This is a genomic window from Aliifodinibius sp. S!AR15-10 (genome assembly GCF_031569985.1).
GTDB lineage: Bacteria > Bacteroidota > Rhodothermia > Balneolales > Balneolaceae > JAMQKA01.
In genome coordinates this window covers 20,153-46,597 of sequence record NZ_JAMQKA010000033.1, presented here as the reverse complement: position 1 = coordinate 46,597, position 26,445 = coordinate 20,153, and the positions used below count along the sequence as shown (strand labels likewise).

Genomic DNA, 26,445 nt, shown 5'->3' with positions numbered 1-26,445 from the left:
ATCTGTTGAAGCAAGGGTGGTGCAAAATTACTATTATAAGGTTACCGGGGATAGATGCCATACCCACCGCAGTTTCATCACGTTAGATCGTAAATAGGATTATTTTTCTAGAATCAAAAATCAGACTATATGCTCAACTCCGAAAAAAAAACAAAGTACTACGAAAATATTCCTACTGAAATTTATTCCGACTCAGTAACAGCAACAAAGGCCATTGCTCAAGAGATCGCCGACTTAATCAGGAAAAATAATGAGGACAATGAGCCTACAGTCTTGGGATTGGCCACCGGCTCCACCCCCACCAAGTTGTATGATGAACTGGTGCGGATGCACAAAAAGGAGGGATTGAGTTTTAAAAATGTGATCACCTTTAACCTGGATGAGTACTACCCGATGAAGCCGAACTCCCTGCAGAGCTATGTACGATTTATGAAGGAGCACCTGTTTGATGATATCGACATCCCGGAGGACCAGGTTCACATCCCCGATGGGACGCTTGAGGAAGATGAGATTTCGACCTATTGCGAGGAGTATGAGCAAAAAATTAAAGATGCCGGTGGACTCGATATCCAGATCCTGGGCATCGGCCGAACCGGGCATATCGGATTTAATGAGCCGGGATCAAGACCGGACTCCCGGACCCGCCTGATTACGCTGGACCGTATTACGCGCAAGGACGCGGCGAGTGACTTTTTTGGAGAAGAGCACGTCCCGCGCCGGGCGATTACAATGGGAATCGGTACCATCCTGGATGCCGACCGCATTTTCATGATGGCCTGGGGCGAAGGGAAGGCTCCGATCATCCGTGAGGCGGTGGAAGGTCCGATACATGAAAGAGTGCCGGCCACCTACCTACAGGAGCACCCCAACGCGACCGTTATTTTAGATGAAGCCTCGGCAGCTGAACTTACTCGACGTAAAACGCCCTGGATACTCACATCATGCGACTGGGATGACAAGCTGATCCGAAAAGGTGTGGTCTGGCTCTGCCAGAAGGTAGATAAACCTGTGCTTAAACTCACGGATGAGGACTACAACGAGCACGGCATGGGGGATCTGCTTACGCAACACGGTCCGGCATATAACATAAACCTCAAGGTATTCAATGAGCTACAACATACCATCACCGGCTGGCCCGGGGGCAAGCCCAATGCTGACGACACCAACCGGCCGGAGCGAAAAGAGCCGTTCCCGAAGCGTGCCATCGTCTTTAGTCCCCACCCGGATGACGATGTAATCTCGATGGGCGGCACGCTCATCAGGCTGGTTGAACACGGCCATGAAGTCCATGTGGCGTATCAAACATCGGGAAATATTGCCGTTTTTGATGATGATGTGATCCGGTTTGTTGATTTTGTTTCTGACTATAATGAGATCTTTGAAATCAACCAGAAAGACACCGAAACGCGGCTCTCAAACATCAAAAAATTCATCGAGGAAAAGCAGCCCGGGCAGATCGATTCGGATGAAATCAAACATATAAAGGGCCTGATCCGGCGTAGTGAGGCAAAGGCAGCCGGGCGGTACTGCGGCATCCCTGAAGAGAATCTTCATTTTCTGGATATGCCGTTCTATGAAACGGGTCGCGTCAAAAAGAAACCTCTTTCCCAGGCCGATGTCGATATCGTCAAAGAGTTATTGCGTGAAGTGAAGCCTCACCAGGTATATGCCGCCGGCGATCTTTCTGATCCACACGGCACGCACCGCGTCTGCCTGAAAGCAATCTTCAACGCACTGGAGGAGTGCAAGGATGACGACTGGGCAGAAGATTGCTTTGTTTGGCTCTACCGTGGTGCCTGGCAGGAGTGGGATATTAACGAGATTGAAATGGCAGTGCCCATTAGTCCACAGGAGCTGGCCAAAAAGCGACGTGCCATTTTCAAGCACCAGTCACAGAAAGACCGGCCGCTGTTTCCAGGTCCGGATGAACGCGAATTCTGGCAGCGTTCCGAGGAGCGAAACCGCGGGACGGCACAACTCTATGACAAGCTCGGCTTTGCTGAGTATGAAGCGATAGAGGCTTTTGTGCGGCATAAGTTCAAGTAATGCGTGATGAGTAATACGTGATACGTGATGAAAACTGTTACGCATCACTCGTCACGCATTGCGTTTTGCAGCCAGTCATAAAATTTCTGGATAGCCCGACCGCGGTGGCTGATGTTATTCTTTTCTTCGGAATCAAGCTGCGCAAATGTCTCTTCATAGCCCTCAGGCTGGAAAACAGGATCATATCCAAAGCCTTTATCTCCCCGCTCTTCCTTCAGGATCTTCCCGCGGCAGATGCCTTCAAAAAAATGCTTCTCTCCATTTTCGTCAATAAAAGCCACCACCGTTCGGAACTGGGCTAATCGATCTTTATTATCGACTTTTGCCAGCTCTGCCAACAGCTTGTCGGTGTTATCCTGGTAGGAGGCATCTTCACCAGCATAGCGTGCAGAAAACACGCCCGGGCGCCCATCAAGTGCATCAACCTCCAGCCCGGTGTCATCTGCCAAAGTGGGGAGACCCGTTTTCTCAAAAACATAGCGAGCTTTTTTTAACGCATTACCCTCAAGAGTCAGCTTATCCTCTTCCACTTCCTGCAGCTCCTTGAAATCGAGCGCTGATTTGAGCTCAATATCGAGATCTGCCAAGGTTTCCCGAAGCTCCTGGATTTTGTGTTCGTTGCGACTTGCCAATATGAGTTTTTTCATAATTCTCGGTTCCGAATATTTTGTAATACAAATTAATTACGCCAACCGTTTACCAACAGTAATAATCAGAGATCCCTAAAGAAACATATACCCGTATATCGCTCAGATAATCTGCGAACTCAGCGGGAATATTATACCAACTGTATTAAGCAGATACCGCAGACCTTAAGCTAGTCCACAAATTTGTTACACCAATTTTTTGCGGACATCCTGCACTTCATGCCATTTGAGGCGGGGACCATACTGCGAGACCACTTTAGAACAGGCCAGGCTTGCAAGCTTGCCCGAGGCAGCATAGCCCAAACCGTCGGATATTCCGTAAAGAAATGCACCGGCAAACATGTCACCAGCCCCGTTGGTATCGATCGCCTTTACCTCATACGGCTCGATATCGATAAACGTGTCGCCATCAAAAATCATGGCACCATTGCTTCCCTGCGTAATCACAAAACGTTTGGCCTCTTTTTTAAGAGCTTCCCGCGCCTCCATGAGATCAGACTTACCAGTATACTTCCTGGCTTCATCTTCATTGCAGAACAACAGATCTACCGAAGCACCAATAACATCCTCGAAGCGGCCTTTAAAGGCTTCTACAACTGATGGATCGGAGAGTGTCAGTGCGGTCTTCACCTCGTGATCCTCCGCCACTTTTTTCGCCCTCTTCATCGCCTCCAGCCCGGTATCAGACGTTACCAGGTAACCCTCCAAGTACACATATTCGGAATCACTGATGGCGTGTTCATCGATCTCGTCAGTAGAAAGCGTAGAGGTGATACCGAGAAAGGTGTTTAGTGTGCGATCGGCATCATCGGTAATCATCACCAGGCACTTGCCCGTAATACCATCTTGTCTATGCTGGCGATCAAAGTTAGTGTCAATGCCTGCGTCCTTCATGTCCTGGAGATAATCGTCACCAAATTTGTCGCGTGCCACTTTGCAGGAGTAAAACGCCTTTCCTCCAAATTGACTCACGGCAAATACGGTATTAGCAGCCGATCCCCCCGGCTTCTGAACAGTCTCGGCATGGTTGATATCCTCGATCATCTGGAACTGGGTCTCTTCATCAACGAGTGTCATCACTCCTTTTTTTACACCATGCTTGTCAAGGAACTCCTCGGACACCTCAAATTCAATATCGACCAGCGCGTTTCCAATACCGTAAACATTATACTTTTTCTTCATACAAGTAGAGAGCGTATAAAATAATATTACAGGTTAAATCTAAACTCGGATAAAGTACGGACTCTGCCTCGGCTATGAAAGTAACTGATATAAAAAAAGGCACCTGCCCATTAGCAGGTACCTCAACCGGTTTAGGTAATATTCGGTCTAGTTGTGAATAATGGGATCAGAATCTCCGTCTGGATCTCCGCTAGCCGTTCCGTCAGAGGTGGGATTTCCTCCGGTAAGAAGAAGCACCCCTGCCACGTGAGGAGAAGCCATTGAAGTACCACTTAATGTGGCCGTTCCCCCATCTGCATAGAGTGATAAGATATCAACTCCTGGACCAGTAAATTCGATAGGAGGCTCCGTCGGTCCGGAGTAGTTCGAAAAATCGGCAAAAATATCAGCCTCATCAGTAGCAGAGACGGTCCACACATTGTTGTATTCCACACGTGCGGGAGAATAATTATTGGCATCATCCCCACTGTTACCTGCAGCAATAGCAAATACCACTCCTTGATCAGCCGCATATCGAACGGCGTCATCCAGCGCCTGTGACGGACTGCCACCCAGGCTCAAGTTAGCGACATCGCCAGGGGCAGCATTTGCAGCTACATAATCAACACCGGCTATCACATCGGAATTTAAACCGCTACCCCGTTTATCAAGTACTTTTACTCCCACAATGGTAGCTCCAGAGGCGACTCCCACCACGTCAATATCATTATCAATTGCCGCAATAGTACCTGCCACATGGGTGCCATGACCATTGCCATCGTCAGCCGACTTGGAACCGCTACCTCTGGATATTACCGTCACGCTGCGTTCCGTATCTACATTAAGATCGGGATGATCCAAGTCGACCCCGGTGTCTATAACCCAGGCGACCCCATTACTTGCAACCGGACCGCCGACGCGAGTAATTCCCCAGGGAGTAGCTTGCCCCGAATCATCACCACCGCCTCCACCATCACAGGGATTTACAGGAGTACCACATGGTGGAGCAAGTGAGATAACTTGATCCTGTTCTACATATTCCACACGGTCATCCTTTCGCAAACTGTTTACCTGTTCATCAGTGAGTTTGGCAGCAAAACCGCGGAGTGAGTAGGTATACCGCTTCAAAATATTTGAAGCCTCAATACTAGTTGACTGCGCTACAGCATCGATCTGGGCGTCGGTCTTTTCAGCTCTGGCAGCTAATGTTTCTGTCGATCCCACTGATTTTAGCGAAATTATATATTGTCCATCAATGAGCCCGGTTTGCCATGCTTCAATGGCAGTATCATCTAATTTGGATTCATTGGACTCGACTTTTGTAGGCTGGTCGCAACCCCACATTAGCATCATTATACTAACTAAAAATACACTACATACTCTATTTAGTTTTCGCATGAGATGACTTCCCTTCCTGATTTATTGCAATTAAATCAACATATATAAATGGGACCAAGGCTAGATTCATTAATAGAACTGATCCTTTGTACAACATAGACAAGAGTAGATATGGCACCTATGTTACAGAATTTATCGACCGCCTATTCTTCTAATTTTTCTTAGAAAACATTGCTGATTAAAAAGGTTATCAAAGGAAGAAGATATTCAGTAATTCAAAAAAATCTTCTATTTTAGGACCGATGCATTCATTTGTCAACTACCTAAAAAAACGACTTCAACAACCACTCCCGGGACGGGATGTACAACTGAAGATGGCTCCGGAACCGGTTGGCAACGACGGTCCTACCCGGCAAATGGATCCCAGCAAACATGCCCGGCAGAGCAGCGTATTGGTGCTCATCTATCCCAATGAAGATATGGAACTAGAGATTCTGCTTACTCTGCGGAGTAGTGACATTGACCACGGTGGACAGATTAGCTTTCCTGGAGGTCGTTCCGAGGAGGGTGAAACAGCTGTTGAAACGGCCTTGCGCGAAGCCCGTGAAGAAGTTGGCATCAACACCGAACAGGTGGAGATTGTCGGGCAGTTGACAAAACTGTATGTTCAGCATTCCAATAACGACGTAACCCCTGTTGTCGGATATTTGGAGAAACAGCCCGCTCTTTCACTCGATACACGGGAGGTGGAGGAGGCATTTTCGGTTGAACTGGATAGCCTGCTTGGCAAAAAAAACCTAACCGTTGAGGACTGGAATCTGCGTAATTTAACGTTCAAGGTCCCATACTGGGATGTACATCGCGTGCCGCTCTGGGGAGCTACGGCGATGATGTTGAACGAGCTCTTGGAACTTTATCGCGAGTTTAAATCCCAAAAAGAAAGCTCCGGGTAACAGCAAATCGTTCCCAGGGAGTTGTACTCGAACGTAATGTTAACCTTGCGAATCCAAAATAGCTGCCGCCTCTTTTCCCACCTCCATCCCGATGGCGATACCCATACCACTTAATCCCACCGCCACAAAAAGACGCCCGTCAACCCGGGCAATGATCGGCGTTTTTGTTTTTGTGAAACCCATGATCCCCGACCACTCATGCTCAATCTGCCAGCCTTCCGGCAGCTTCAATACTTGGTTTGCAAACGCATTGAGGTAGTTTTTAATCATCGGGTTTGTTCCAAATTCATATGTCGTCTCCTCAGCCTTGGCGATGTTCCGGCCACCTCCCAACAATAATCGCTCCCCAATATTTCGGAAATAGACGTAGCCGCGGTCGTGGTGGAAGGTGCCCCGCCATATCAGCCCGGGAACAGGATTGGTTACAAACACAAAACCGCGGGCGGGTTGCACATCAAGGTCGGGCAGGAGATTCCGAGCAAATCCATTTGCCGCCACTAACATGCGTTCAGCCGCAACCTCCGTGTCGTCATCCAGTAGTAAAAACCCTGTGGGCTGCACATTCTCAACTGCAGCGTTCCAACGTATCTCTACGCCCAAATCTTTTACTTTTCTAATGAGTGCCTGCATCATTTTTCCGGGATGAATTGCCCCATCCAGCCGGTTTTTTATAACGGGATATCCATTAATTTCACAGGAAGAATAGACCTCGGATTCTCCGGTTATCTCTGAAAATAATTCGTTAAATTGAGGGAGTTGTTCTTCCGCTTTTTCAAAAGGATGCTTCGAGGTAAACAGCTCGCATCCCCCGCAGGCCTCATATCCAATTTCCTCTTCTCCCAGGGTTGACTTCAATAGTTTCAATCCCTCATAGCGTCGCTGTATCCTAGTTTTAAGCTCCTCTTCTGTCGCATACTCAAGGTCGGCCAAGTGCTCAGAAATTGAACCAAGACAGGCAAAACCAGCGTTACGTGTGCTGGCTCCCTGTGGAATGCGCCCCTTTTCCAGTACCATTACCGTGTGCCTTGGATGAGCTTGTTTGTAGAACAGAGCGGTGGACAAGCCTGTGATGCCGGCCCCAATGATGACCAGATCGTAATTTTGTTTAAAGGATTCCTTTTCCCAAAAGGAGAGCGTTGACATTAATTTTGCCAGTGTTCAAAAATTAGATATTTCGGTTATAGGTATTTACCTGAGTTAAGATCTATTGATCTGTGAAATCTGCACTATTTTGGAATATCTTCCACAGATCAAGCTGATTTCCCAGATTTTTCTACTCCCGGCTACAACTCTTTCCGATGTACCTCCAACGTTCAACACACTGAGGCCACTATTCACCGTTGGAAGGCAGAGGCTGAAACACAAGCGATGCCATCAGGGCCGCACCGGTTTTGAAGCACTCTTCATCCACATTGTAGCGAGGATGATGCCAGGGATGAACAGCTCCCACCGAATCTCCGCCGCTTCCCAAGAAGAAAAACACGCCGGGAAATTCCTGCTGGTAAAATGCGAAGTCCTCACCTGCCATTATCGGTTTTTCCAATATCTTCACTTGGTCTTTTCCGATTATTTCACTGGCAGATTCAATGACAATATCCGTAGCCCAGTCCGTGTTGTCCACGGCCGGGTAACCCGGGTCAAACTTAAAGGTGTAATTGGCATCGGCTGATTCGGTAATTCCCTTTACAATTTTTTCAATACGCTGGCTGATAAACTGGGCAGTCTTCTGTGAAAAGGTGCGAATTGTACCGATCATCTCCACTTTTTCGGGTATGATATTGTGCGCAGTTCCCCCGGATATTTTTCCAATTGTGATGACTACCGGCTCACTTGGATCGATATTTCGGCTGGCAATGGTTTGGATGGATGTAACAGCCTGTGCCGCCAGCACCACCGGGTCCACCGTCTCATGGGGAGAGGCCGCATGACCACCTTTCCCGATTATCTCAATATTGAACTCATCGGGACGCGCCATCAGCGGTCCTTTCTTTATACCGATCTGGCCCGGCTTCAGGAACGGGCTGGAGTGGAGTCCATAAATTACATCCACGCCCTTTTCCTGGAGATACCCTGTCTCGCAGAGCAGGCGTCCTCCGCCCGGCAGCTTCTCCTCTGCAGGTTGAAAAATTAGTAGGACGGTCCCATCAATTTCCCCCTTCAGTTCGTTTAAGATATGGGCCGTACCCAGCAGATTGGCGGTGTGACTATCGTGCCCACAGCAATGGGCAACCCCTTCATTCTGTGAAATAAATTCCTGCTTGTGTTCCCCCACTTCCTGGATCGCAAGTGCATCGATATCAGCGCGCAGAGCAATGACTCGGTCGGAGGCCTGATCACCTTTCAGGACACCTACGCAACCCGTCTCCAGTGGCCGATCAATCTCAATGTCGAGCTCCCTGAGTCTTTCAATGATGTATTCCGTGGTTTCAAACTCTTGATAACTCACCTCGGGATGGCGATGCAGATGTCTCCTCACCTGCACCATTTCATCAAAATATCGTTCTGCAAGCGACTGTATTTTTTTCGTGTGCATACCTTTGTTGATTGAATCTTTTAAATCATCCAAGATTTTTTCCCAAAATAATTAAATTTGACCAACTCTTTTATTCTGATTTGCAACTTTTAGCTTCTCCTGACGTACGTTCTTTACGTTGTATCAGTCTGCTTAATCTTTAGTGATATTATCGCATTATGAACAAGAGAAATATATCGTGGGAAATCATCCTGGCCGGCTTTGCCTTTGTAGGGTTGGCCATATACCTGATCTCAAGAAGTAATGGCGGTCCTCACGCTCCACACCCTCCGCACCACGCTGCTGATTCCATGTCAGTACCTCATCCTCCCCTTCCCCCCTCCATCGTTATCGATCTTCAAAATCTTGAAAGCCTGAAAAACCTCCGAAACCTTAAAAATCTGAAGAACTTCGAAAACCTGGAGGAGCTGGAATTTGAATTGAAAAACCTTGACAAAATTATAGAACACAGAGATCAAACGGCGGCTTTTGAGGAGTCGACCGAATTGTCTGTAAACCAAGCATTACAAAAGCTTGAACAGGAACTGCAGCAGCTGGAAAACGGCGACTTCAATATCAAATTGCATGACAAAAAAGTGTTTATAAATCGTCGCTTTGAGGTAGAAGAGGCCTCTTGGTCCGAGGTATCGCCCGGCGTCTTTGTATATCGAAAAGCATTTGCCATGCCGGAAAATCACAATATGAAGTTGAATCTTGGTTTTGGGAACGTAAATATTGTCGGAACGGATTCATCGGGCGGAGAAATTGTAATCCAGGCTACAGGAGATGTAGAAGACCCGAAAACGTTGGGTGACAACCTGAATATGAGGATCGAAAAACATAATGGCGACGCTTCCTTTTCCCTATCATCAGCAGGACACTCACAATTTTCCGACCGCGTAAACCTGGAGGCTACAGTCAGGATCCCTGAACAAACCAACTGTGATATTAACACCTCGGGTGGCCATATTTCGGTTACCCATATCAGCGGGAAGCAACGTTTTGTCACCTCCGGCGGGCATATTTCACTGGATGAACTGAGGGGGGAAACTTTTGCCAAAACGAGTGGAGGTCACATCACCAGCGACTTTATTGAAGGTGAAGCGGCACTGGCAACATCCGGTGGTCATATCAGGATTAACAAGGCCAACGGCAGGATAAAACTGAGTACGGGCGGTGGCCATATCAACATTGAGCAACTCTCGGGTGAGGGGGAGGCCAAAACATCCGGTGGTAACATCAGTGCGGAAATTGCGTCCCTTAATGGCCCCCTTGATTTTACAACCTCGGCTGGAAATATTTCTCTTTTGCTTCCTCGGTCTGTAAATGCCGATATTAGAGCAAGGGGTACACAGGCTACAATCGGGAGCACGTTTGATTTTAGCGGTACCCAAACCGAAGGCAAAATTGAAGGAGCCATTAACGGCGGTGGCATACCTATTAAAGCTCACTGTGGTTATGGCAATGTTTCCATAAAACCAAATGACTGACAACAAACACAGGTCTCAACCACCCAAACTTCAGACAACGGACGACGGCTCGCACACCCTCTACTCTGTCCAGTTCGACCAACACTACCATAATCCCAATGGGGCCGTGGCAGAAAGCCGGCATAATTTCTTTGAAAAAAACGGGCTCCAGGCCTCCCTTCCTGAAGCGAAATCTATAACCATTTTAGAGATTGGATTCGGAACCGGACTCAACCTGCTATTATTGTTAGATGAGTACCTGAAAAGTGAATCAAAGTGTAAAATTGATTTCTACAGTGTTGAAGGATTTCCCGTTCACGCCAAGACAGCCCGAAATTTTAACTATGCCGAATTTCTAGAGCATCCCGAACTTGTTGAAAAGCTGCCGTCCATTTTTGGGAATCTACAGCGTGGTATGAACCAGTTTGAACTACTCCCCAATGTTACATTACATCTTTTTATCGGGATGTTTGAGGCATTCCAGCCCGATGAACTGCAAGCCGATTATATATTCCATGATCCCTTCTCCCCGGATGTCAATGAGGCGTTATGGACAAAAGGTACCTTTAAAAAACTGGCAAGCTGGAGTAGCCCGGATGTGATATTGACTACCTACTCTGCGGCCTCCAAAGCGCGCGGGGCGATGGCTGCCGCGGGATGGAAAATTGGCCGAGAGCGGGGTGCCCTCGGAAAACGTGAAATGAGCGTGGCTTCTCTAAACCCAGACAAATTGAGCCATTTGAAAAGAGTCAATGAAAACCGCTTGGCACATCGATACGAAATCAATGATTTTTGACGGGAGACGGAAATCTATACTTCAACTTTCTGCTGTCAAACCAAATTTAGATGTTTAAAAAATTTGGCGGTATCCTGTCTCCGATTTTACGTATTTCAAAGCTGGCGCGAAGCAGCGCTTCGCGTTACAGGCGGCTAATCTCAGATCAGGCACAAAGTGGGAATATTGTTTACTCATTACGCTTCACGCATTACTCGTCAGGAATAAAGCTTCATTAGGCCGTGCAACTGCCTCTCAACTTCCAGTTCCAACTTAGTTTTAAACCCTAATTCTTAATTTTACTGATCCCACAACTCAGCCCTGATCGTCTGAGCACTTTGCTCCGAGATCTGGTATTCCAGCTTGATGCGTCTTCGTTCTGGGATCTTCTGCTCTACGAGATTGGCACTGTCGGGGGTGTATAAAATAAGATCGGTATCGCGCACAAAAAGGGGAAGCGATTTGCCATAAGTTGCCCCCGCCACAAATGAACCCTTGAATTTAATATTCAGCTTCAACTGGTTGATAACATTGGGGATAGTATCATCCTCGGCCGCTACCAATCCGATCGTCTCAATAGCTGCCCGATCAACAATGGATAGAATGACATCAGGGTCAAAACCGTAAACAATCGGGAGAAGTCTCCCGATCTCGGCGAAGTCACGAAACAAATTCAACAGGTGCACAGGCACGAACAGGGCGTCATATTTGACGGTTTCGTTATACTGATCTGAGGTAAGGATCCGGCTTTTGACCCCGACCTTTTTCTTGATAGACTCGGACAGCATTCGGCCCAGCTCTTCGGTTTCTCCGACCGTGGCACAGGTCTCAATGCGGTCGGGCCACTCCATAAAATTGAGTTGTTCCTGGAAAAGCTCATCAATCTCCGACTCATCAAGTCCATACCCAATTAACTCCTCCAGCAGTTTCCGCATCTTTTCGGCCCCCACCTCCAGGCGGTCCGACTTGTCCAGACTCGTGGTTTGCCTCTCAACGATAAAACCCCGTCCCTGTTCACTCGTTACCAGTCCTTCATCAGCCAGTATGTGGTAGGCCTTGCGCACTGTGTGAAAGCTTGTTTCCAGTTGTTGCCCGAGCTCGCGCGTGGATGGCAGCACTTCCCCCACCTGGAACTGCTTGGTGGCAATCATCAGTCTGATGCGGTCGGCAATATATTTGGCGGAGTTTTTCAAAAAATGGACTTTCCTCTACAGATTCTCACAGATCTTGATAGGCTCATGAATTCCTCTGAATCTGTGACGATCTGTGGCTAATTATTTTTGTCAACCAGCTTTTTTAGTTCAGATACGAGCATCAGCGATTCAATTGGCGTCATGCGGTTGGGATCGCAGGCATCAAGCTTGTCGATGAGCGTCTCAATGTTGGGGTCGAGCTGGGTCTGGAACAGCGACATCTGGTCGATCTGCTGCTGTTTGTCGATCTCCTTGGTGGCCTTTTTGATCGCTTCTTTCTTCTTTTGAGCACCTTTCTCCAGCGTACCATTACTGTCGGTGATATCGATACTGTGGCTCTCCAGGTTTTTCAGGATCTCCTTGGCACGCTCAATAACAATGGAGGGCAAACCCGCCATATCGGCCACCTGGATGCCGTAGCTGTGGTCGGCACCGCCCCGCACCAGCTTGTGAAGGAAGACGATCTCACCATCGTGTTCCTGAACCTTCACGTTATAGTTGGCGACATGGTCGTACATATTTTCCAGCTCATTCAGCTCATGGTAGTGGGTCGCAAACAGCGTTTTGGCGGCTACGCTTGGCTGGTTGTGCAGGTACTCCGCCAGCGCCCACGCAATGCTGAGTCCGTCAAAGGTACTCGTGCCACGGCCTACCTCATCCAGCAGAATCAGGGAATTGCGTGTGGCATTATTGAGGATATTGGCCGCCTCGTTCATCTCTACCAAAAACGTACTTTCGCCCGCTGCCAGGTTATCGGAGGCCCCTACCCGTGTAAAAATCTTGTCCACCAACCCAATATGGGCCTTTTCGGCCGGAACAAAACTTCCCGTTTGCGCCATCAGTACGATCAACCCCGTCTGGCGCAGAATAATGCTCTTACCCGCCATATTCGGACCGGTAATAATCAGGATCTGCTCGTCCTCATTTTCCAGGTGCAGGTCGTTGGGGATGAACGGTTCTCCAGGTGGCAGGGTCTTTTCCACCACCGGGTGCCGACCTTTCGTAAGATCGATGACCTGGTCGTCGGCAATGTTTGGCTTGCAGTAGTTGTTATGGTAGGCTACTTCGGCAAAACTCTGCAGGCAGTCGAGCTCGGCGATTGCCTGGGCCACCTGCTGCACATCCTCGGCATACTGGGCCACATGCTGGCGCAGCTCTTCAAACAGCTCATACTCCAGTGTTTTGCTTCGCTCCTCCGAGGATAGAATCTTCTCTTCCACCTCCTTCAACTCCGGTGTAATATACCGCTCGGAGTTCACCAGCGTCTGCTTACGATTGAAATGTTCGGGCACCTTATCGGTGTGCGTGTTGGTCACTTCAATGTAATAGCCAAACACCTTGTTATAGCCGATCTTGAGCGAGGGAATGCCGGTCTCCTGCGAAAGTTCGTCTTTCAGCTTGGCGATATAATTCTTGCCATTTCGCGCCACATCGCGCAGCTCATCCAGCTCCTCATTATATCCGTCTTTAAAGATGTCTCCGTCGCGCACACTGGCCGGCGGCTCCTCCTGGATCGCATTCTCAATCTTTTCCTGCAGCTCTATCAGCAATATCAGGCGGTCACGGATGTCATCCAGCAATGGCTCCTGTAGCTTGTTGAACTGCATTTTGATGCGCGGAACCTGGGCCAGAGACTCCTTGAGCTGCCGCAAATCACGGGCGTTGGTTCGGCCTACACAGATTCTGGAAATTAATCGCTCCAGGTCTCCCACCTGTTCCAGCTCTTCGCGCAGGTTTTCGCGAGCTTCATGATTCACATTCAGAGCTTCCACCGCGTTCAGTCGCGCTTTTATCGGCTCCATCCGCTTCAGGGGACGCATGATCCACTTGCGCAACAGCCGACCGCCCATTGCGGTGCTTGTTTTATCCATAATGGAGATCAGCGTGCCCTCGGTGCCGCCCTCCTGGATGCTGGTGATTAGCTCCAGGTTGCGTTTTGTCGAGCTGTCGAGCGCCATATACTCGTTGTTCTCAAATGCCTGCAGCCGCTTGATGTGTCCCAGCGACGCTTTCTGTGTTTCCTGCACGTAATGCAGCAGCGCACCGGCCGCCACCTGGGCTACCTCCTGGTCTTCCACACCAAATCCTTTGAGCGAATGCGTTTCAAAATGGTCGGTGAGCAGATCGTATCCGTAATCGCCTTCGTAAACCCAATCCTCAATAAACGTGATGTTGTAGTCCTGCAGCTCTCGGGGAACCTTGTTTTTATGCTTCTTCTGCAGGATGAGCTCGGAGGGCGTAATAGAGCGAACCAGGTCCAGCAGGTGATCTTTGTGCACCTGGCTCAGCTGGAACTCCCCGGTGGAAACATCCACAAACGACAGGCCAGCCATATCGCCCGACCAAAAGATCGCGGCGGCATAGTTATTACGTTTGTGTTCCAGCAGCTTCTCCGACATCGTAACGCCGGGTGTTGTAATTTCAGTAACTTCCCGGTCTACCACTTTTCGTCCCGCACTCTTGGCTTCCGAGGGGTCTTCCACCTGCTCGCAGATCGCTACGCGGTGACCGCGCTTTACGAGCTTGGGGAGGTATGTATCCAGTGCATGATACGGGAATCCGGCCAGTGGCGTCTGATCGCTTCCGTTATTGCGTTTGGTTAGCGTGATTCCCAGCTCTTCACTGACGGTCTTGGCATCATCATCAAACGTTTCATAAAAATCGCCCACCCGAAACAGCAAAATGGTACCCTCATACTCATCCTTGATTTTGTGATATTGGCGCATCAAGGGGGTCATCGATTTGGTGGCTGTGCTCATCTACCTAATTGCTTAAATTTGACTTTACAGGAGTAACGGGTTTATACTTGCCTCACGAATTTTTGATCGGCAATTTGTGTAATATAAACTAGTTCGTCAATCTGAAAAGATTAGTTTTTGGCTGATACAAGTTATTATTTAGTAACTATTTTGGTACATCTTAACTCAATCATCCGTTGTGCTCTTGAACAAGGATAAGTATAAGGAATTCTGGCGGCTCATCGTAAAACTGGTACAGAAGAAAGATGTATTCTTCAACGCGTCCGCCATTACGTTTAACCTTTTTATTTGTGCCATTCCCTTCACGTTGCTGCTGATCTCCATCATCGGTTATGTGCTCTCATATGAAGATGCGTTCCAGGAAATTATTCGCTACGGTCAGGAGCTTTTCCCAAGCTTTACCTATGAATCACAGAGCGGAGATGTGTATCGCGGGGCCATCACGCTGGAGACACTTTTAAAACCGCTGATCGGCGTGCGGCGCGTCTTTGGGCTTGTCGGTGTCGTCATTTTAGTATTTTTTGCACAGGGATTATTTCACACCGTAAAACATGTGGTTTTCGAAGTATTCGATATTGAAGACCGCAAGCACCCGGTGTTCGAGATGGTATACAACTTTTTTACGTTCGGAGTCGTCGGCGGCGTGTTCATTTTTTTCAGCCTGGTCATTTACGTAGTTTCCTTTATCTCGTTTGACCAAATAACCGTTCCGTTCACCAACCGGATTATTCAACTCAGCTGGGTGTTTGAATTCCTGAATATTGTCATTCCGGTGGCCTTTACCCTTCTCCTGTTTTACATCATTTTCCGGTATATCAGTGAGAAACGTATGCAGCCCAGGGTGGCATTAGTAGGAGCCTTGGTCTATACCGTACTTTTTGAGATCGCTAAATACGGTGTAGGTGTGTACCTCGATTACGCTTTTCGCGCCTACCGCTATTTTTACCAGGGCTATGCAATTGGTATTGTCATTGGGATCTGGGCATTTTATTCGGCTGCACTCCTTGTAGTCGCAACCATTGTAGCCCGTGCGTATCAGGAAGTATTTTTACACAAGCATCACCTGGAAGAAAACCCGTACACTTCTATCTCATAGCCCATGCATTCGGCAAAACTACCTGAATCATTTTATCTAAATCCCGATGTGAAGGAAGTAGCCCGCAACCTGGTCGGGAAAGTGCTGTGTACACGTCTACATGGACATCCACTCACGTCCGGCCTCATTGTAGAGACGGAGGCCTATTCAGGCCGAAACGATAAAGCCTGCCACGCCAACAACGGCACCCGCACCGAGCGCACAGAAGTGATGTACCACCGCGGCGGAATCGCGTATGTATATCTCTGTTACGGCATTCACCACCTGTTTAATGTTGTGAGCAACGTGGAGGGTCAGGCTGATGCTGTTCTGATCCGGGCTATCAAACCCCTTGATGGCATCACAACGATACTCCAGAGAAGAAATGCTGAAGAGCTTACCCCGGCTGTAGCTGCTGGACCGGGTCGGTTGACCCAGGCCCTGGGGATTTCCACGGACAACTACGGTACAAACCTGACCGGTGACCAGATTTGGATTGAAGATCGCGGTTCAGAAAATAATGGCAAAATTGAAGCCACTCTTCGCATCGGGGTTGACTATGCGGGGGAGCATGCCAGGCGGCCCTGGCGCTTTTCAATAAAAGATCACCTATGGGTGAGCAAGTAATTTTATTGTCTGCAAAAGAAAAAGCCCGTCCACAACGGACGGGCTTTAATACTAAAAAGGTAACGCAGTTATCAGCTGTCGCTCTGTACAGACTGCAGACGCTGCTGTAACTCCTGGTGTTGACGAACGCCCTGCATGATTTGCTGAAACCGCTGTGGTGTCAAGCCCTCATCCTGGATCAGCTGCACAAACTGCTGCTGTGCACTCCTGTTGATTTTCATTAGCTGTGGCTGAATTGCCTTAATTTTTTTCTGCTCTTCAGCTGAAGGCTGCACACTGGACTGCGGGTTCCGTTGGCTCTGCATTAGTTTTTGAAATCTCGCGAACTCCATGCCTTCCTCTTCTACGAGGGTTTGCACTTGTGATTGCACCTCTTTTTGTATGGATTGAGCAGAGTCAGTTACATTTGCAAACTTTTGAAGCTCTTGGTCAGAAACGCTGTCTGGCGTTGCCGGTTTTGGGGGTTGCATCATTTGGCCTCCTTGCGCATAAGCTACAGAAGCCGTAATGAATAACATTAAACAAAGGGAAAAACTTTTTCTGATAAAATTCATATTGGTATTGATTCCGCTGATTAGTGATTGAAAAATATGATGTTAAGGTAAAGATTATTTCTACCGATCTAAAACAGCACAAGTTCCATTGGCAATCGAGAAATATCTTAAAATTAATTTAACATTAAAGGAAACTATTTCTCATCTTTGAGCATTTACTTAGGCAGGTTAAAAACTAAATCCCTAATCAAACCTTCAAATTACTCTATGAAATCATTCAAATCTGTAACCAGTAGTTTTTTAGCTATTGCATTCTTCTTGGTCAGTGGTGCTTTCACCCCGATATCCAACATGGCTGCCACAGAATGGAAAATCGATAAAGCCCATAGCAAGCTCTCTTTCGAAGTCACGCACTTTTTTACACCGGTAACCGGGCAGTTCACTGATTACAACTCGGAAATTTACTTTGATCCCAATAACCTGGGAGAAAGCAGCGTGGATGTTGAAATCCAGGTTAGCAGTATCGACACTGACAACGAAAAACGGGATGGGCACCTACAGTCTCCCGACTTCTTTAATGCGAAAGAATATCCTACTATTACCTTTAGTAGCGATGAAATAGTGAAAAAAGACGGCGAAAATAAATTTGCTGCCGTCGGTACTCTCACAATCAAGGATGTGAGCAAAGAAATTGAACTGCCGTTTACACTCCTCGGTGTGCGCGACCATCCCATGCGGGAAAATACACGACTAGCCGGCATTAAGTTTACGAAAACCATCAACCGAAACGACTATAACGTTGGGACCGGCGACTGGGTGGCGACAGCGGTTGTAGGCGGAGAAGTCGGCATCACCGGCACTTTTGAGCTGAACACCGTCAGCGGCTCATCCAAATAATTACTATTTCACTTCTCAAATTCAGGGTGGTTCGTCACAAAACGGGCCACCTTTTTTATGTAGCGCAGCCTTCTCCCTTCTCACAAAAAGGCTAGATTTATTGAACCAGGATTCCAATCTTAGGAAAAACAAACCTAAATCCTGCTCATGCGCATCGTATCGTTGTTGCCAAGTATTACTGAAATCATTTGCGCGCTCGAAATGGAATCTCATCTCGTGGGCCGCTCCCATGAGTGCGATTTCCCGTCCTCTGTGCAGGAACTACCAGCCTGTACAGCTCCAAAATATAAGGGCGACGGAACCAGCTACGAGATCGATCAGCAAGTGAAATCGCTGGTGCAAGAAGGCCTTTCGGTGTATCGCGTGGATGCGGAACTACTGGTATCCCTGGAGCCGGACCTTATTCTGACACAGGATCACTGTGAAGTATGTGCTGCTTCTTACACCGATGTAAAACGTGCAGTGCAGGAAACGCTGGATCAGGATATTGATATCCTCTCCGTTTCCCCCAGCAATCTTGATGAAGTGCTGCTTTCTATTCAGAAAATTGCAGAAGCTGTCGATCGTGAAGAAGAAGGTACCCAGCTCATAAAAGGGATGATTATGAAATGGAATAATATCCAGGGCAAAGCTGCAAACCTCCCCTCACCCGAGGTGGCCTGCATAGAGTGGATCGATCCGTTGATGTCGGCGGGCAACTGGTTTCCCGAGTTGGTAAATATTGCGGGAGGAAATTTCAAACTTGGCACACCCGGGGATCCTTCTCCCTGGATCGGGTGGGAGCAGGTTCTGGCCGAAGATCCCGATATCCTGCTCGTTTCACCCTGTGGATATTCAATAAGCCAGACAGAAAACGAGATGCAGGAGTTAACCTCAAAAGATGAGTGGAATGAGCTACAAGCAGTTAAAAACGGGCGGGTATTTCTGATGGAGGGGCATCACTATTTTCACCGGCCCGGCCCGCGATTGGTAGAGTCAGCAGAAATTCTGGCGGAGATTTTTCATCCCGGTATCTTCGAGCCTAAACATCGCAATACAGGTTGGGTTAACCATTCTTCGATATGAAAAAAGTAGTCATCATAGGAGCCACGTCCGGGATCGGGCGGGCACTGGCTGTAGAACTTCACAAACGAGGATATATTGTGGGAGCTACCGGGCGGCGAATGGAGAAGTTGCTGGAGCTGGAGGATGAACTCCACCACCGCATACATATTCAGCAGATGGATATCGCCAAGCTGGAGGAAAGCCGGCAAAAACTTCAATCCCTGATCGAACAGATGGAGGGGATGGACATCATTGTGCTGAATGCGGGCGTTTCCAATTACCAGGGGAAAAGTGGTTGGGAAACCGAAAAATATGTTATTGAGGTCAATGTAGCGGGATTTTGCTCGCTCGCGAATTATAGCTTTTCTTATTTCAAAAAGCGTGGGAGAGGACATATCGTCGGCATCTCATCTATCGCCAGCCTTTTCGGACATGGACTCTCCGCGGTATATAATGCCTCAAAATCGTTTGTCTCCACCTACCTGCAGGGGTATCGGCAGAAAGCCAACCATGCAAAGGCCAATATCATTGTAACTGATATTAAACCTGGATTTGTGAAATCCGATATGACTCACGGTTTGAGCGGCCTGTTCTGGGTGGCCGCCCCCCAAAAAGCCGCTCGCCAGTTAGCAAATGCTATTGAAAAGAAGAAAAACCACGCGTACATCACCCGGCGCTGGCGGCTTGTTGCCTGGTTAATGAAACTGACACCCAACTGGATTTTAGATCGCTTGTAGGATTAGAGTCAAAGATCTAAATGTCTAAAGTCCATTATTTAAATGGCTGTTCGCTAAATATTCCAGCTATAGCTTTTGACTCTTCAGGAGACAATAAAGATCTATCTCCCTACTTAAAAACATATAGTAATTCAACCAATTTTCAGGCCAGTTATGCCACAGATCAGTGCCGGAATACTGCTGTTTAAGTTTGACCCCGACTTAAAGTTTTACCTGGTACACCCAGGAGGACCCTACTGGAAAAACAAAGATGAAGGTGCCTGGTCGATTCCCAAAGGTGTCATTGAAGAAGAGGAAGAGAAACTACCTGCAGCACTACGTGAGTTTGAAGAGGAGATCGCCTTTATACCTGAAGGTGACTTTATTGAACTCGGTTCCATTAAACAAAAGGGAGGTAAGGTGGTGTATGCCTGGGCAGTTGAATCGGCTCTCCCGGATGATTATCAAATTCAGAGTAATAGCTTCGAGATAGAATGGCCGCCGAACACCGGCAACAGGCAACAATTCCCCGAAGTAGACCGGGCTGAGTTTTTCGAGGTCGACCAAGCCCTAAAAAAAATTAATTCAGCCCAAAAAGCTTTTATTGAACGCCTCCGGGAAAAACTGAACTAGCCCGGCATAGATAACCCATGTACCGCCACCTGATGACAGCGATACTACACTCCTTTATTTTTTGTTAAAAAATGCACACCGTTTTATATACATACTTGCAACTACTACATTTAGATTAAGGATTAGTTTTTTAATTAAACTTCATGACACGACAGTTGACTAACTTACCCGGTTATTTCCGGTTATTATTGCTATACTTTTTTTCGCTGGTTTTCATCTCCTGTGGTTCATCTTCAACAGATGTAAGCCAATCGCTTGATGAACTTACCATGCCGGAGGGGTTCAACATCTCGATTTATGCCGCGGATGTACCCAACGCCCGGTCTATGACCATGAGCCCAAGTGGGGTTCTTTTTGTGGGGACCCGACAGGCGGGAAATGTTTATGCCGTCACCGATGAGAATAATGATTTCAAAGCTGATCGTGTAATAACCATTGCCGAGGGATTGGCGATGCCCAATGGAGTTGCTTTCCGGGATGGGGCGCTTTATGTCGCAGAAGTAAGCCGCATCCTGCGTTACGACAATATCGAACGGAACCTGGAAAATCCGCCCGAGCCTGTTGTCGTTAATGACAGCTATCCCACGGAAGGCCATCACGGGTGGAAGTATATCGATTTTGGTCCCGGTGGCAAGCTATACGTGCCGGTGGGTGCGCCGTGTAATATCTGCGAGTCGGAGAATGAGATCTTTGCCAGCATCACCCGAATTAACCCGGATGGCTCCGGGCGCGAAATTGTAGCCCACGGCGTGCGAAATACGGTGGGCTTTACCTGGCACCCGGAGACAAACGATCTCTGGTTTACCGACAACAACCGCGACTGGATGGGCGATGATCAACCACCCGGCGAGCTTAATCATCTTACGCAACTTGGACAACATTTTGGGTATCCCTACCTGCATGGAAATGACATCTGGGATCCTGAATTTGGCGAAAAGGGTCGTTCAATGGACCGGGATTTCAAGACACCGGCCCAGCTTTTGGGACCGCATGTAGCTCCCCTTGGCGTCAGGTTTTATACCGGCAGCATGTTTCCGGAAGAATATCACAACCAGATTTTTATAGCGGAACACGGCAGTTGGAACCGAAGCAAAAAAATAGGCTATAGAATTACCCTCGTACGCCTGGAGAACGGGAACCCGGTGTCATACGAACCATTCATTGAAGGCTGGCTGCGTGAAGATGAATCGGTTTGGGGACGGCCGGTGGCACTGCTGCAACTTAGCGATGGCTCCATGCTGATTTCAGATGATCAAAGCGGCACTATTTATCGCTTAACATACAACAGTAACTGACACTTTTATTAGTCACACCTATGATGAGATCCCGACGGTCTGGAAAATATCGCAATATCGGCATCCTTATGCTACGTATTGGGCTAGGCGTTGCCTTTATAATGCATGGAATTCCAAAAGTCATTGGCGGACCTGAAGCGTGGGCCACTTATGGGGCGGCCATGCAATTTATCGGGATTGACGAAGCCCCCATGTTTTTCGGGTTTATTGCAGGTATCACTGAGTTATTCGGCGGCATTTTTATGGCACTTGGCATATTTTATCGCCCGGTTTTAATCCTGCTTACCATTACAATGTTGGTTGCCACGGCATCTAAAATTGGGGAGGGCGCAGGCTACCCTGAAATTGCCCACCCCATGGAAATGGCGCTCGTATTCTTTTGTATGATCTTTATCGGACCGGGCAAGTATAGTCTCAGGCTCCGGGGTGAAAGAAGACGGCGGCTGTTTTAACCTCTTCCCTTCTAATAATCTAAGAGGGCTAAAATAACGTCAGCTCGATATAAGATTTCTTATTACTAACCGACTCTATGCTCTGCGTTGGGACCTGTTGGGACAGTATTACCTATGGTGCGACAGAGACGCGGAGCGTCAGAGGGACTTCCGCCGCAGAGCGAACGGAAGCGAGCAATGGGGGAGTAGTCGTCAGGTTCCCGGAATGCTGATAAATGCCGGTCATCGACCGGGTTTGGGCTGCTGGAAGGGTAGTGGTTCAGGTATGAATCCATAATTCACAATAGAACCGCTCAATGCGTTAGTTTATCCGGCAATAGGGAGCAAATTGCAAAATGGTAACCATCCGCCGGAGGCTGAAAAAACCCTCGTAAAGAAATTCCCAAACCTACCTCAACGTGAGCTACAAGGTATCTCAAAATGTGTCCTGTCAATGGCAGCTACTATTTGAACAATTTGTTGTGTCCAACTCAAGCTAAAAATAAGCCAGCTGTTGGGGCACGGTGCACCGTGCCCTTACAATTAAGACTCGATATACAATTAGAAACCAAATGCCTATCGGTCGATTGATGTTAAGTCAGCCGATCGACTGGTACAGAGTTAACCGTACGACTGACAAAGAGTCAATCGCTCGGTTGGTGCTGCGTCAACCGTACGATTGATGGTAAATAAACCGATCGGTTTATGGTGTATCAACCGTACGACTGATGGTGTGTCAATCGAACGATTGATGGAAGAGCAACCAGTCGATTGATGATAAGTCAACCGATCGATTGAATTGGTATCAACCGATCGATACACTGACTGTCTTCTACTAACCACTCATCATTGAACCTGTGTTGGTATGTAAATTCCGCTAGTGCCAGATTCCCTGAGAACTAATAATCAACATGCAAAATTGAAACATCTCGCGAGACAGGATGTGCTCCAAGTAAGGTTAAAACAAAAAATCCATACTGCCGATGAAGGCAGCATGGATTTTAGATTGTTCGTTGGAACCGAAGCTACCCAATGAATCCGAGTACGGATTGTGGACCATTATTGGCCTGGGCCAACGATGATGTTGCCGTCTGCTGCAAGATTTGCAGACGCACCGATTCACTCTGTGCCTTCGCAAAGTCGGTATCCATAATTCGACTTTTTGCCGCCTCATTGGCACTGATCGACTGCGAAAGCGTTTCTTCACGCACCGACAGTGATGACTGCGTAATACCAATGTCATTGACATTTTCGGACATCGTATTAATTGCTGAGTCGACCGCGCTAATAAACTCACGGTAGTCGGCGGAAGTGGCTGTAGAAGCGAAGGTAAGTCCACCCTGACCAGAACCGCTTGTAGAAGCTGAATCAGCCTGGATGGCAGTAGTTGAGCCTGTGGCTCCCAGGTTTGCCGTAGCGCCGCCGCCCTGGTTAAACAGTTCACCAACATTGACAGCATTGATACTGGTTGTAATAGTATCAGACTTTCGTTCACCCACCTGGAACTCAAGACTGAGTGAACCTGTCATTCCGGTTTCCTCACCGTTCAACAGTTCATAGTCTTGATATACGGTCTGGTTGGCTACCTCGTTGATATCATCACCGAGGGCTTCAATTTGGTCGCCGATGAACCCACGCTCGGTGTCGCCCAAACTGTCGTTGGCTGCCTGCGTGGCCAGGCTCTTCATCTCGACAAGGCTGTCCATGACCGTGCTGTAGCTGGCCTCGGCAATATCGAGCACCGACTTGGCATCCCCGACGTTTTGCATCGCCTGGTTCAGCCCGCCGACACGGCTGCGCAGCTTCGTGGCAATCGAGTAGCCGGCCGAATCATCCTCCGCGCGGTTGATCCGCTTACCGGTTGACATCTTCAGCTGGTTCTCGGCAATATCACTGTTAATACGATTCAGTGAATACTGGGAATCCAGCGACTGAATGTTTGTATTTACTCTGTTTAAATCTCCAAAACTTGGCATAATATTACTCCGTTAGATGTTATTCTTTAAGGACTAGCCCGGAACTATCCGATGAATCCAAGGACGGACTGTGGACCGTTATTGGCTTGGGCTAACGCAGAAGTTGCCGTCTGCTGCAAGATTTGCAGACGCACCGATTCACTTTGTGCCTTGGCAAAGTCGGTATCCATGATTCGACTCTTTGCAGACTCGTTAGCACTTATTGACTGTGAGAGTGTTTCTTCTCGCACCGACAGTGACGACTGCGTAATACCGATACTGTTCACATTCTCTGACATGGTATTGATCGCAGAGTCAACCGCGCTGATAAACTCACGGTAGTCAGATGAGGAAGCACCATCATCAAAAGTAAGGGCACCCTGAGAACCGGCTGTTGCCTGGGAAGCCTGGATAGCAGTTCCACCGGCCTGCGCACCACCATTGGTTGTTGTGGCGCCGAGATCCTGATCGCCGCCGCTTGCAAACAGCTCTCCAACGTTCACTGCGTTCACATCGGTGCTGATGGTGTCAGACTTGCGTTCCCCTACCTGGAACTCGAGGCTAAGCGATCCTGAATTTGTACCCGTACCGTTTGAGTTTTGTGAACCGTTCAACAGCTCATAATCCTGGTATACGGTCTGGTTGGATACTTCATTAATATCTTTTCCAAGTGCTTCAATCTGGTCGCCAATGAAATCGCGCTCGGTGTCGCCCAAACTGTCGTTGGCTGCCTGCGTGGCCAGACTCTTCATCTCGACGAGGCTGTCCATGACCGTGCTGTAGCTGGCCTCGGCAATATCGAGCACCGACTTGGCATCCCCGACGTTTTGCATCGCCTGGTTCAGCCCTCCGACACGGCTGCGCAGTTTCGTGGCAATTGAGTAGCCGGCCGAGTCATCCTCCGCGCGGTTGATCCGCTTACCGGTTGACATCTTCAGCTGGTTCTCGGCAATATCACTGTTAATGCGATTCAGTGAAAACTGGGAATCCAGCGACTGAATGTTTGTATTTACTCTGTTTAAATCTCCAAAACTTGGCATAATATTTCTCCGTTTTACTTAAAAATATATCGTGTTCTACCTGCTTGACACGGCTATTATCGTAGGCTCAGACCCGATCTTAAATTTTTTTCTCAAATTAATTCCTTGCATCTTTTCGACCCGGAATACAGGTAGAACGCGATTTAGAGTAATATTTGATTCAGGGGTTAACCGCAGAGGTTCGCAAAGAAGGCACAGAGGACCGCAAAGCTTTCTTTGTGTAGAGCTTCTCCTGCTATAATTATTGCCCCCCCGAACCCCAAACCTTCAACTTCTAACCTTTCTACTTTAGACCTTCCGACCTTCGACTTTTGGACCTTTAAAACCTACGACGTTTTCTCAAGCAGTTTTTTCAGAAGGGAATCAACGACCATTGCCTCATACCGCTGAACCGTCTCTTCATTTTGAACCTGGTAGATATCGCGCACCGTGGCCTTGCCGTTTTGAAAAGCTGGAGCCGACTCAGTGCTCTCTTGAACACTATTTACCGGGAATTCGATACCGTACTCCTCTTTGAGCCATTCGAGATCTTTGCGGTGATTTTCATATACCACCGATCGAACCCATTCTTTAAGTTTTGGCTTGGAAGTAAATCCGGCCTGGATCCGGGGAATAATTTTAAGATGAAGCTTCCCATTCAGCTGGTCATCAATGTGCGTGTAGAAGTTCTGTTGTATCTTTTCCAGCAGTGCCATCTGCTCAATAGAAACCGATGCCTTTGTTCTTTTGGTACCTTGGCTCAATGGAGCAAAATCAATCCCGATCCTTCGGCACAGCTCCTCGCAGGAATTTTTCTGCTTACTATACTTGATGACCTCTACATCAAAAAAATCACTCCAGGCCTCAATCACCCCACGAAAATCATATTTGTATGTATAGGGAGAAGCAATAAATGATCGCGCTTTTAATATCTGCTGCTGATGCGACCGGTAGAAGCCTACCGGCTCTCGCACAAACAGGTAGACTTTAACGTCGGTAAAATACTCATTTAGGAATTCAACAATATTCCCTACATACTCTTTCTCATTAATAAATAGATACTCCGTGGAAATGATATGCTGATGATCGGTTTGAAAATCACGGGTCATTATTTCAAAAAAGCGGTTGACCGCCTGCTGCAGCTTATCCCTTTCGATCCCTTTATACGTTCGGGCCCAGTGCTCCTGCGGTGCTTTTGAGGCAAAATAGAGCATATGCTGTTCAGAGCTCTGGCCGGGATAGTTAAACCCCTGCGCATTTAGTTTTTTATTATTGGCAAAAAATATTTCCTGTATAGAGGTGGTACCGGTCTTCCCGGAACCGATGTGCAAATGTAATTTTTTCATATTTCTGGTATTTCAGGATAATGTTCTTCAAATATTCAGTACGCCTGGATAGATCCCTTT

At 47.9% G+C, this 26,445-nt stretch carries 24 protein-coding genes; 12 read left to right on the top strand and 12 right to left on the bottom strand.

Annotated features, from left to right (window positions below):
* Window positions 1-129 precede the first annotated feature (129 nt).
* Window positions 130-2,046: a glucosamine-6-phosphate deaminase gene (gene nagB / locus NC796_RS18190; RefSeq protein WP_310686484.1), complete on the top strand. Its 1,917-nt coding sequence runs from the start codon at window positions 130-132 to the stop codon at window positions 2,044-2,046.
* Between the two features lie 44 nt (window positions 2,047-2,090).
* Here the strand turns inward: nagB and rdgB are convergent, their stop codons facing one another.
* The 3 genes from rdgB to NC796_RS18175 form a co-directional block, all read right to left on the bottom strand.
* Window positions 2,091-2,693 carry an RdgB/HAM1 family non-canonical purine NTP pyrophosphatase gene (gene rdgB, locus NC796_RS18185; protein WP_310686482.1) on the bottom strand — a complete coding sequence of 201 codons (603 nt, stop codon included), beginning with the start codon at window positions 2,691-2,693 and terminating at the stop codon, window positions 2,091-2,093.
* Between the two features lie 186 nt (window positions 2,694-2,879).
* A complete protein-coding gene (locus tag NC796_RS18180) occupies window positions 2,880-3,875 on the bottom strand; it encodes an adenosine kinase (RefSeq protein ID WP_310686480.1) in 996 nt (331 codons plus the stop codon).
* A 147-nt stretch (window positions 3,876-4,022) separates the two neighbouring features.
* Window positions 4,023-5,207 (bottom strand): S8 family peptidase, encoded by a 1,185-nt coding sequence (locus tag NC796_RS18175; RefSeq protein WP_310686478.1) that lies wholly within the window; start codon window positions 5,205-5,207, stop codon window positions 4,023-4,025.
* A 287-nt stretch (window positions 5,208-5,494) separates the two neighbouring features.
* On the opposite strand from NC796_RS18175, the gene NC796_RS18170 reads away from it, so the two are divergent.
* A complete protein-coding gene (locus NC796_RS18170) occupies window positions 5,495-6,145 on the top strand; it encodes a CoA pyrophosphatase (protein ID WP_310686476.1) in 651 nt (216 codons plus the stop codon).
* Between the two features lie 39 nt (window positions 6,146-6,184).
* On the opposite strand, the gene NC796_RS18165 is transcribed toward NC796_RS18170, so the two are convergent.
* Window positions 6,185-7,288 (bottom strand): FAD-dependent oxidoreductase, encoded by a 1,104-nt coding sequence (locus tag NC796_RS18165; protein WP_310686475.1) that lies wholly within the window; start codon window positions 7,286-7,288, stop codon window positions 6,185-6,187.
* A 187-nt stretch (window positions 7,289-7,475) separates the two neighbouring features.
* Complete coding sequence (locus NC796_RS18160; protein WP_310686473.1) at window positions 7,476-8,678, bottom strand: amidohydrolase; 1,203 nt, start codon at window positions 8,676-8,678, stop codon at window positions 7,476-7,478.
* 158 nt (window positions 8,679-8,836) lie between these two features.
* Here NC796_RS18160 and NC796_RS18155 point away from each other — a divergent pair, with 158 nt between their 5' ends.
* Both NC796_RS18155 and mnmD read left to right on the top strand, forming a co-directional pair.
* Window positions 8,837-10,147, top strand: a complete 1,311-nt coding sequence (locus tag NC796_RS18155) for a DUF4097 family beta strand repeat-containing protein (RefSeq protein WP_310686472.1) — start codon at window positions 8,837-8,839, stop codon at window positions 10,145-10,147.
* On the top strand, window positions 10,140-10,922 hold the full coding sequence (gene mnmD / locus NC796_RS18150) for a tRNA (5-methylaminomethyl-2-thiouridine)(34)-methyltransferase MnmD (protein WP_310686471.1): 783 nt from the start codon (window positions 10,140-10,142) through the stop codon (window positions 10,920-10,922). Before NC796_RS18155 ends, mnmD begins: the two co-directional genes overlap by 8 nt.
* Before the next feature lie 278 nt (window positions 10,923-11,200).
* Here the strand turns inward: mnmD and NC796_RS18145 are convergent, their stop codons facing one another.
* Window positions 11,201-12,094, bottom strand: a complete 894-nt coding sequence (locus NC796_RS18145; RefSeq protein WP_310686470.1) for a GntR family transcriptional regulator — start codon at window positions 12,092-12,094, stop codon at window positions 11,201-11,203.
* 77 nt (window positions 12,095-12,171) lie between these two features.
* A complete protein-coding gene (gene mutS, locus NC796_RS18140; RefSeq protein WP_310686468.1) occupies window positions 12,172-14,853 on the bottom strand; it encodes a DNA mismatch repair protein MutS in 2,682 nt (893 codons plus the stop codon).
* Window positions 14,854-15,031: 178 nt separating this feature from the next.
* Between mutS and NC796_RS18135 the strand changes: the two genes are divergently transcribed.
* Together NC796_RS18135 and NC796_RS18130 are read left to right on the top strand one after the other, a co-directional pair.
* Window positions 15,032-15,949: a YihY/virulence factor BrkB family protein gene (locus NC796_RS18135; protein ID WP_310686467.1), complete on the top strand. Its 918-nt coding sequence runs from the start codon at window positions 15,032-15,034 to the stop codon at window positions 15,947-15,949.
* Between the two features lie 3 nt (window positions 15,950-15,952).
* The gene (locus NC796_RS18130; protein WP_310686465.1) at window positions 15,953-16,555 is read left to right on the top strand and encodes a DNA-3-methyladenine glycosylase; all 603 of its coding nucleotides are present in this window, start codon (window positions 15,953-15,955) and stop codon (window positions 16,553-16,555) included.
* 71 nt (window positions 16,556-16,626) lie between these two features.
* On the opposite strand, the gene NC796_RS18125 is transcribed toward NC796_RS18130, so the two are convergent.
* Window positions 16,627-17,028, bottom strand: a complete 402-nt coding sequence (locus NC796_RS18125) for a DUF4168 domain-containing protein (RefSeq protein WP_310686464.1) — start codon at window positions 17,026-17,028, stop codon at window positions 16,627-16,629.
* A gap of 288 nt (window positions 17,029-17,316) precedes the next feature.
* On the opposite strand from NC796_RS18125, the gene NC796_RS18120 reads away from it, so the two are divergent.
* The 6 genes from NC796_RS18120 (at window position 17,317) to NC796_RS18095 (ending at window position 22,086) form a co-directional block, all read left to right on the top strand.
* Window positions 17,317-17,946, top strand: coding sequence for a YceI family protein (locus NC796_RS18120; protein ID WP_310686462.1), 630 nt, complete (start codon window positions 17,317-17,319; stop codon window positions 17,944-17,946).
* Window positions 17,947-18,093: 147 nt separating this feature from the next.
* The gene (locus NC796_RS18115) at window positions 18,094-19,011 is read left to right on the top strand and encodes a cobalamin-binding protein (RefSeq protein ID WP_310686460.1); all 918 of its coding nucleotides are present in this window, start codon (window positions 18,094-18,096) and stop codon (window positions 19,009-19,011) included.
* Complete coding sequence (locus NC796_RS18110; RefSeq protein WP_310686459.1) at window positions 19,008-19,727, top strand: SDR family NAD(P)-dependent oxidoreductase; 720 nt, start codon at window positions 19,008-19,010, stop codon at window positions 19,725-19,727. The genes NC796_RS18115 and NC796_RS18110 overlap by 4 nt, the downstream gene beginning before the upstream one ends.
* Before the next feature lie 153 nt (window positions 19,728-19,880).
* Complete coding sequence (locus NC796_RS18105; RefSeq protein WP_310686457.1) at window positions 19,881-20,339, top strand: NUDIX domain-containing protein; 459 nt, start codon at window positions 19,881-19,883, stop codon at window positions 20,337-20,339.
* A 155-nt stretch (window positions 20,340-20,494) separates the two neighbouring features.
* Window positions 20,495-21,634: a PQQ-dependent sugar dehydrogenase gene (locus NC796_RS18100; RefSeq protein WP_310686455.1), complete on the top strand. Its 1,140-nt coding sequence runs from the start codon at window positions 20,495-20,497 to the stop codon at window positions 21,632-21,634.
* Window positions 21,635-21,654: 20 nt separating this feature from the next.
* Window positions 21,655-22,086 (top strand): DoxX family protein, encoded by a 432-nt coding sequence (locus NC796_RS18095; protein ID WP_310686454.1) that lies wholly within the window; start codon window positions 21,655-21,657, stop codon window positions 22,084-22,086.
* Between the two features lie 65 nt (window positions 22,087-22,151).
* Here the strand turns inward: NC796_RS18095 and NC796_RS18090 are convergent, their stop codons facing one another.
* From NC796_RS18090 to NC796_RS18075, 4 genes are all read right to left on the bottom strand, one after another.
* The gene (locus NC796_RS18090) at window positions 22,152-22,361 is read right to left on the bottom strand and encodes a hypothetical protein (protein ID WP_310686453.1); all 210 of its coding nucleotides are present in this window, start codon (window positions 22,359-22,361) and stop codon (window positions 22,152-22,154) included.
* A gap of 729 nt (window positions 22,362-23,090) precedes the next feature.
* Window positions 23,091-24,041 (bottom strand): flagellin, encoded by a 951-nt coding sequence (locus tag NC796_RS18085; RefSeq protein WP_310686451.1) that lies wholly within the window; start codon window positions 24,039-24,041, stop codon window positions 23,091-23,093.
* Between the two features lie 44 nt (window positions 24,042-24,085).
* On the bottom strand, window positions 24,086-25,060 hold the full coding sequence (locus NC796_RS18080; protein ID WP_310686449.1) for a flagellin: 975 nt from the start codon (window positions 25,058-25,060) through the stop codon (window positions 24,086-24,088).
* Between the two features lie 326 nt (window positions 25,061-25,386).
* Entirely contained in the window at window positions 25,387-26,385 is a 999-nt protein-coding gene (locus NC796_RS18075; RefSeq protein ID WP_310686447.1) for a hypothetical protein, read from the bottom strand.
* Window positions 26,386-26,445: the final 60 nt, after the last annotated feature.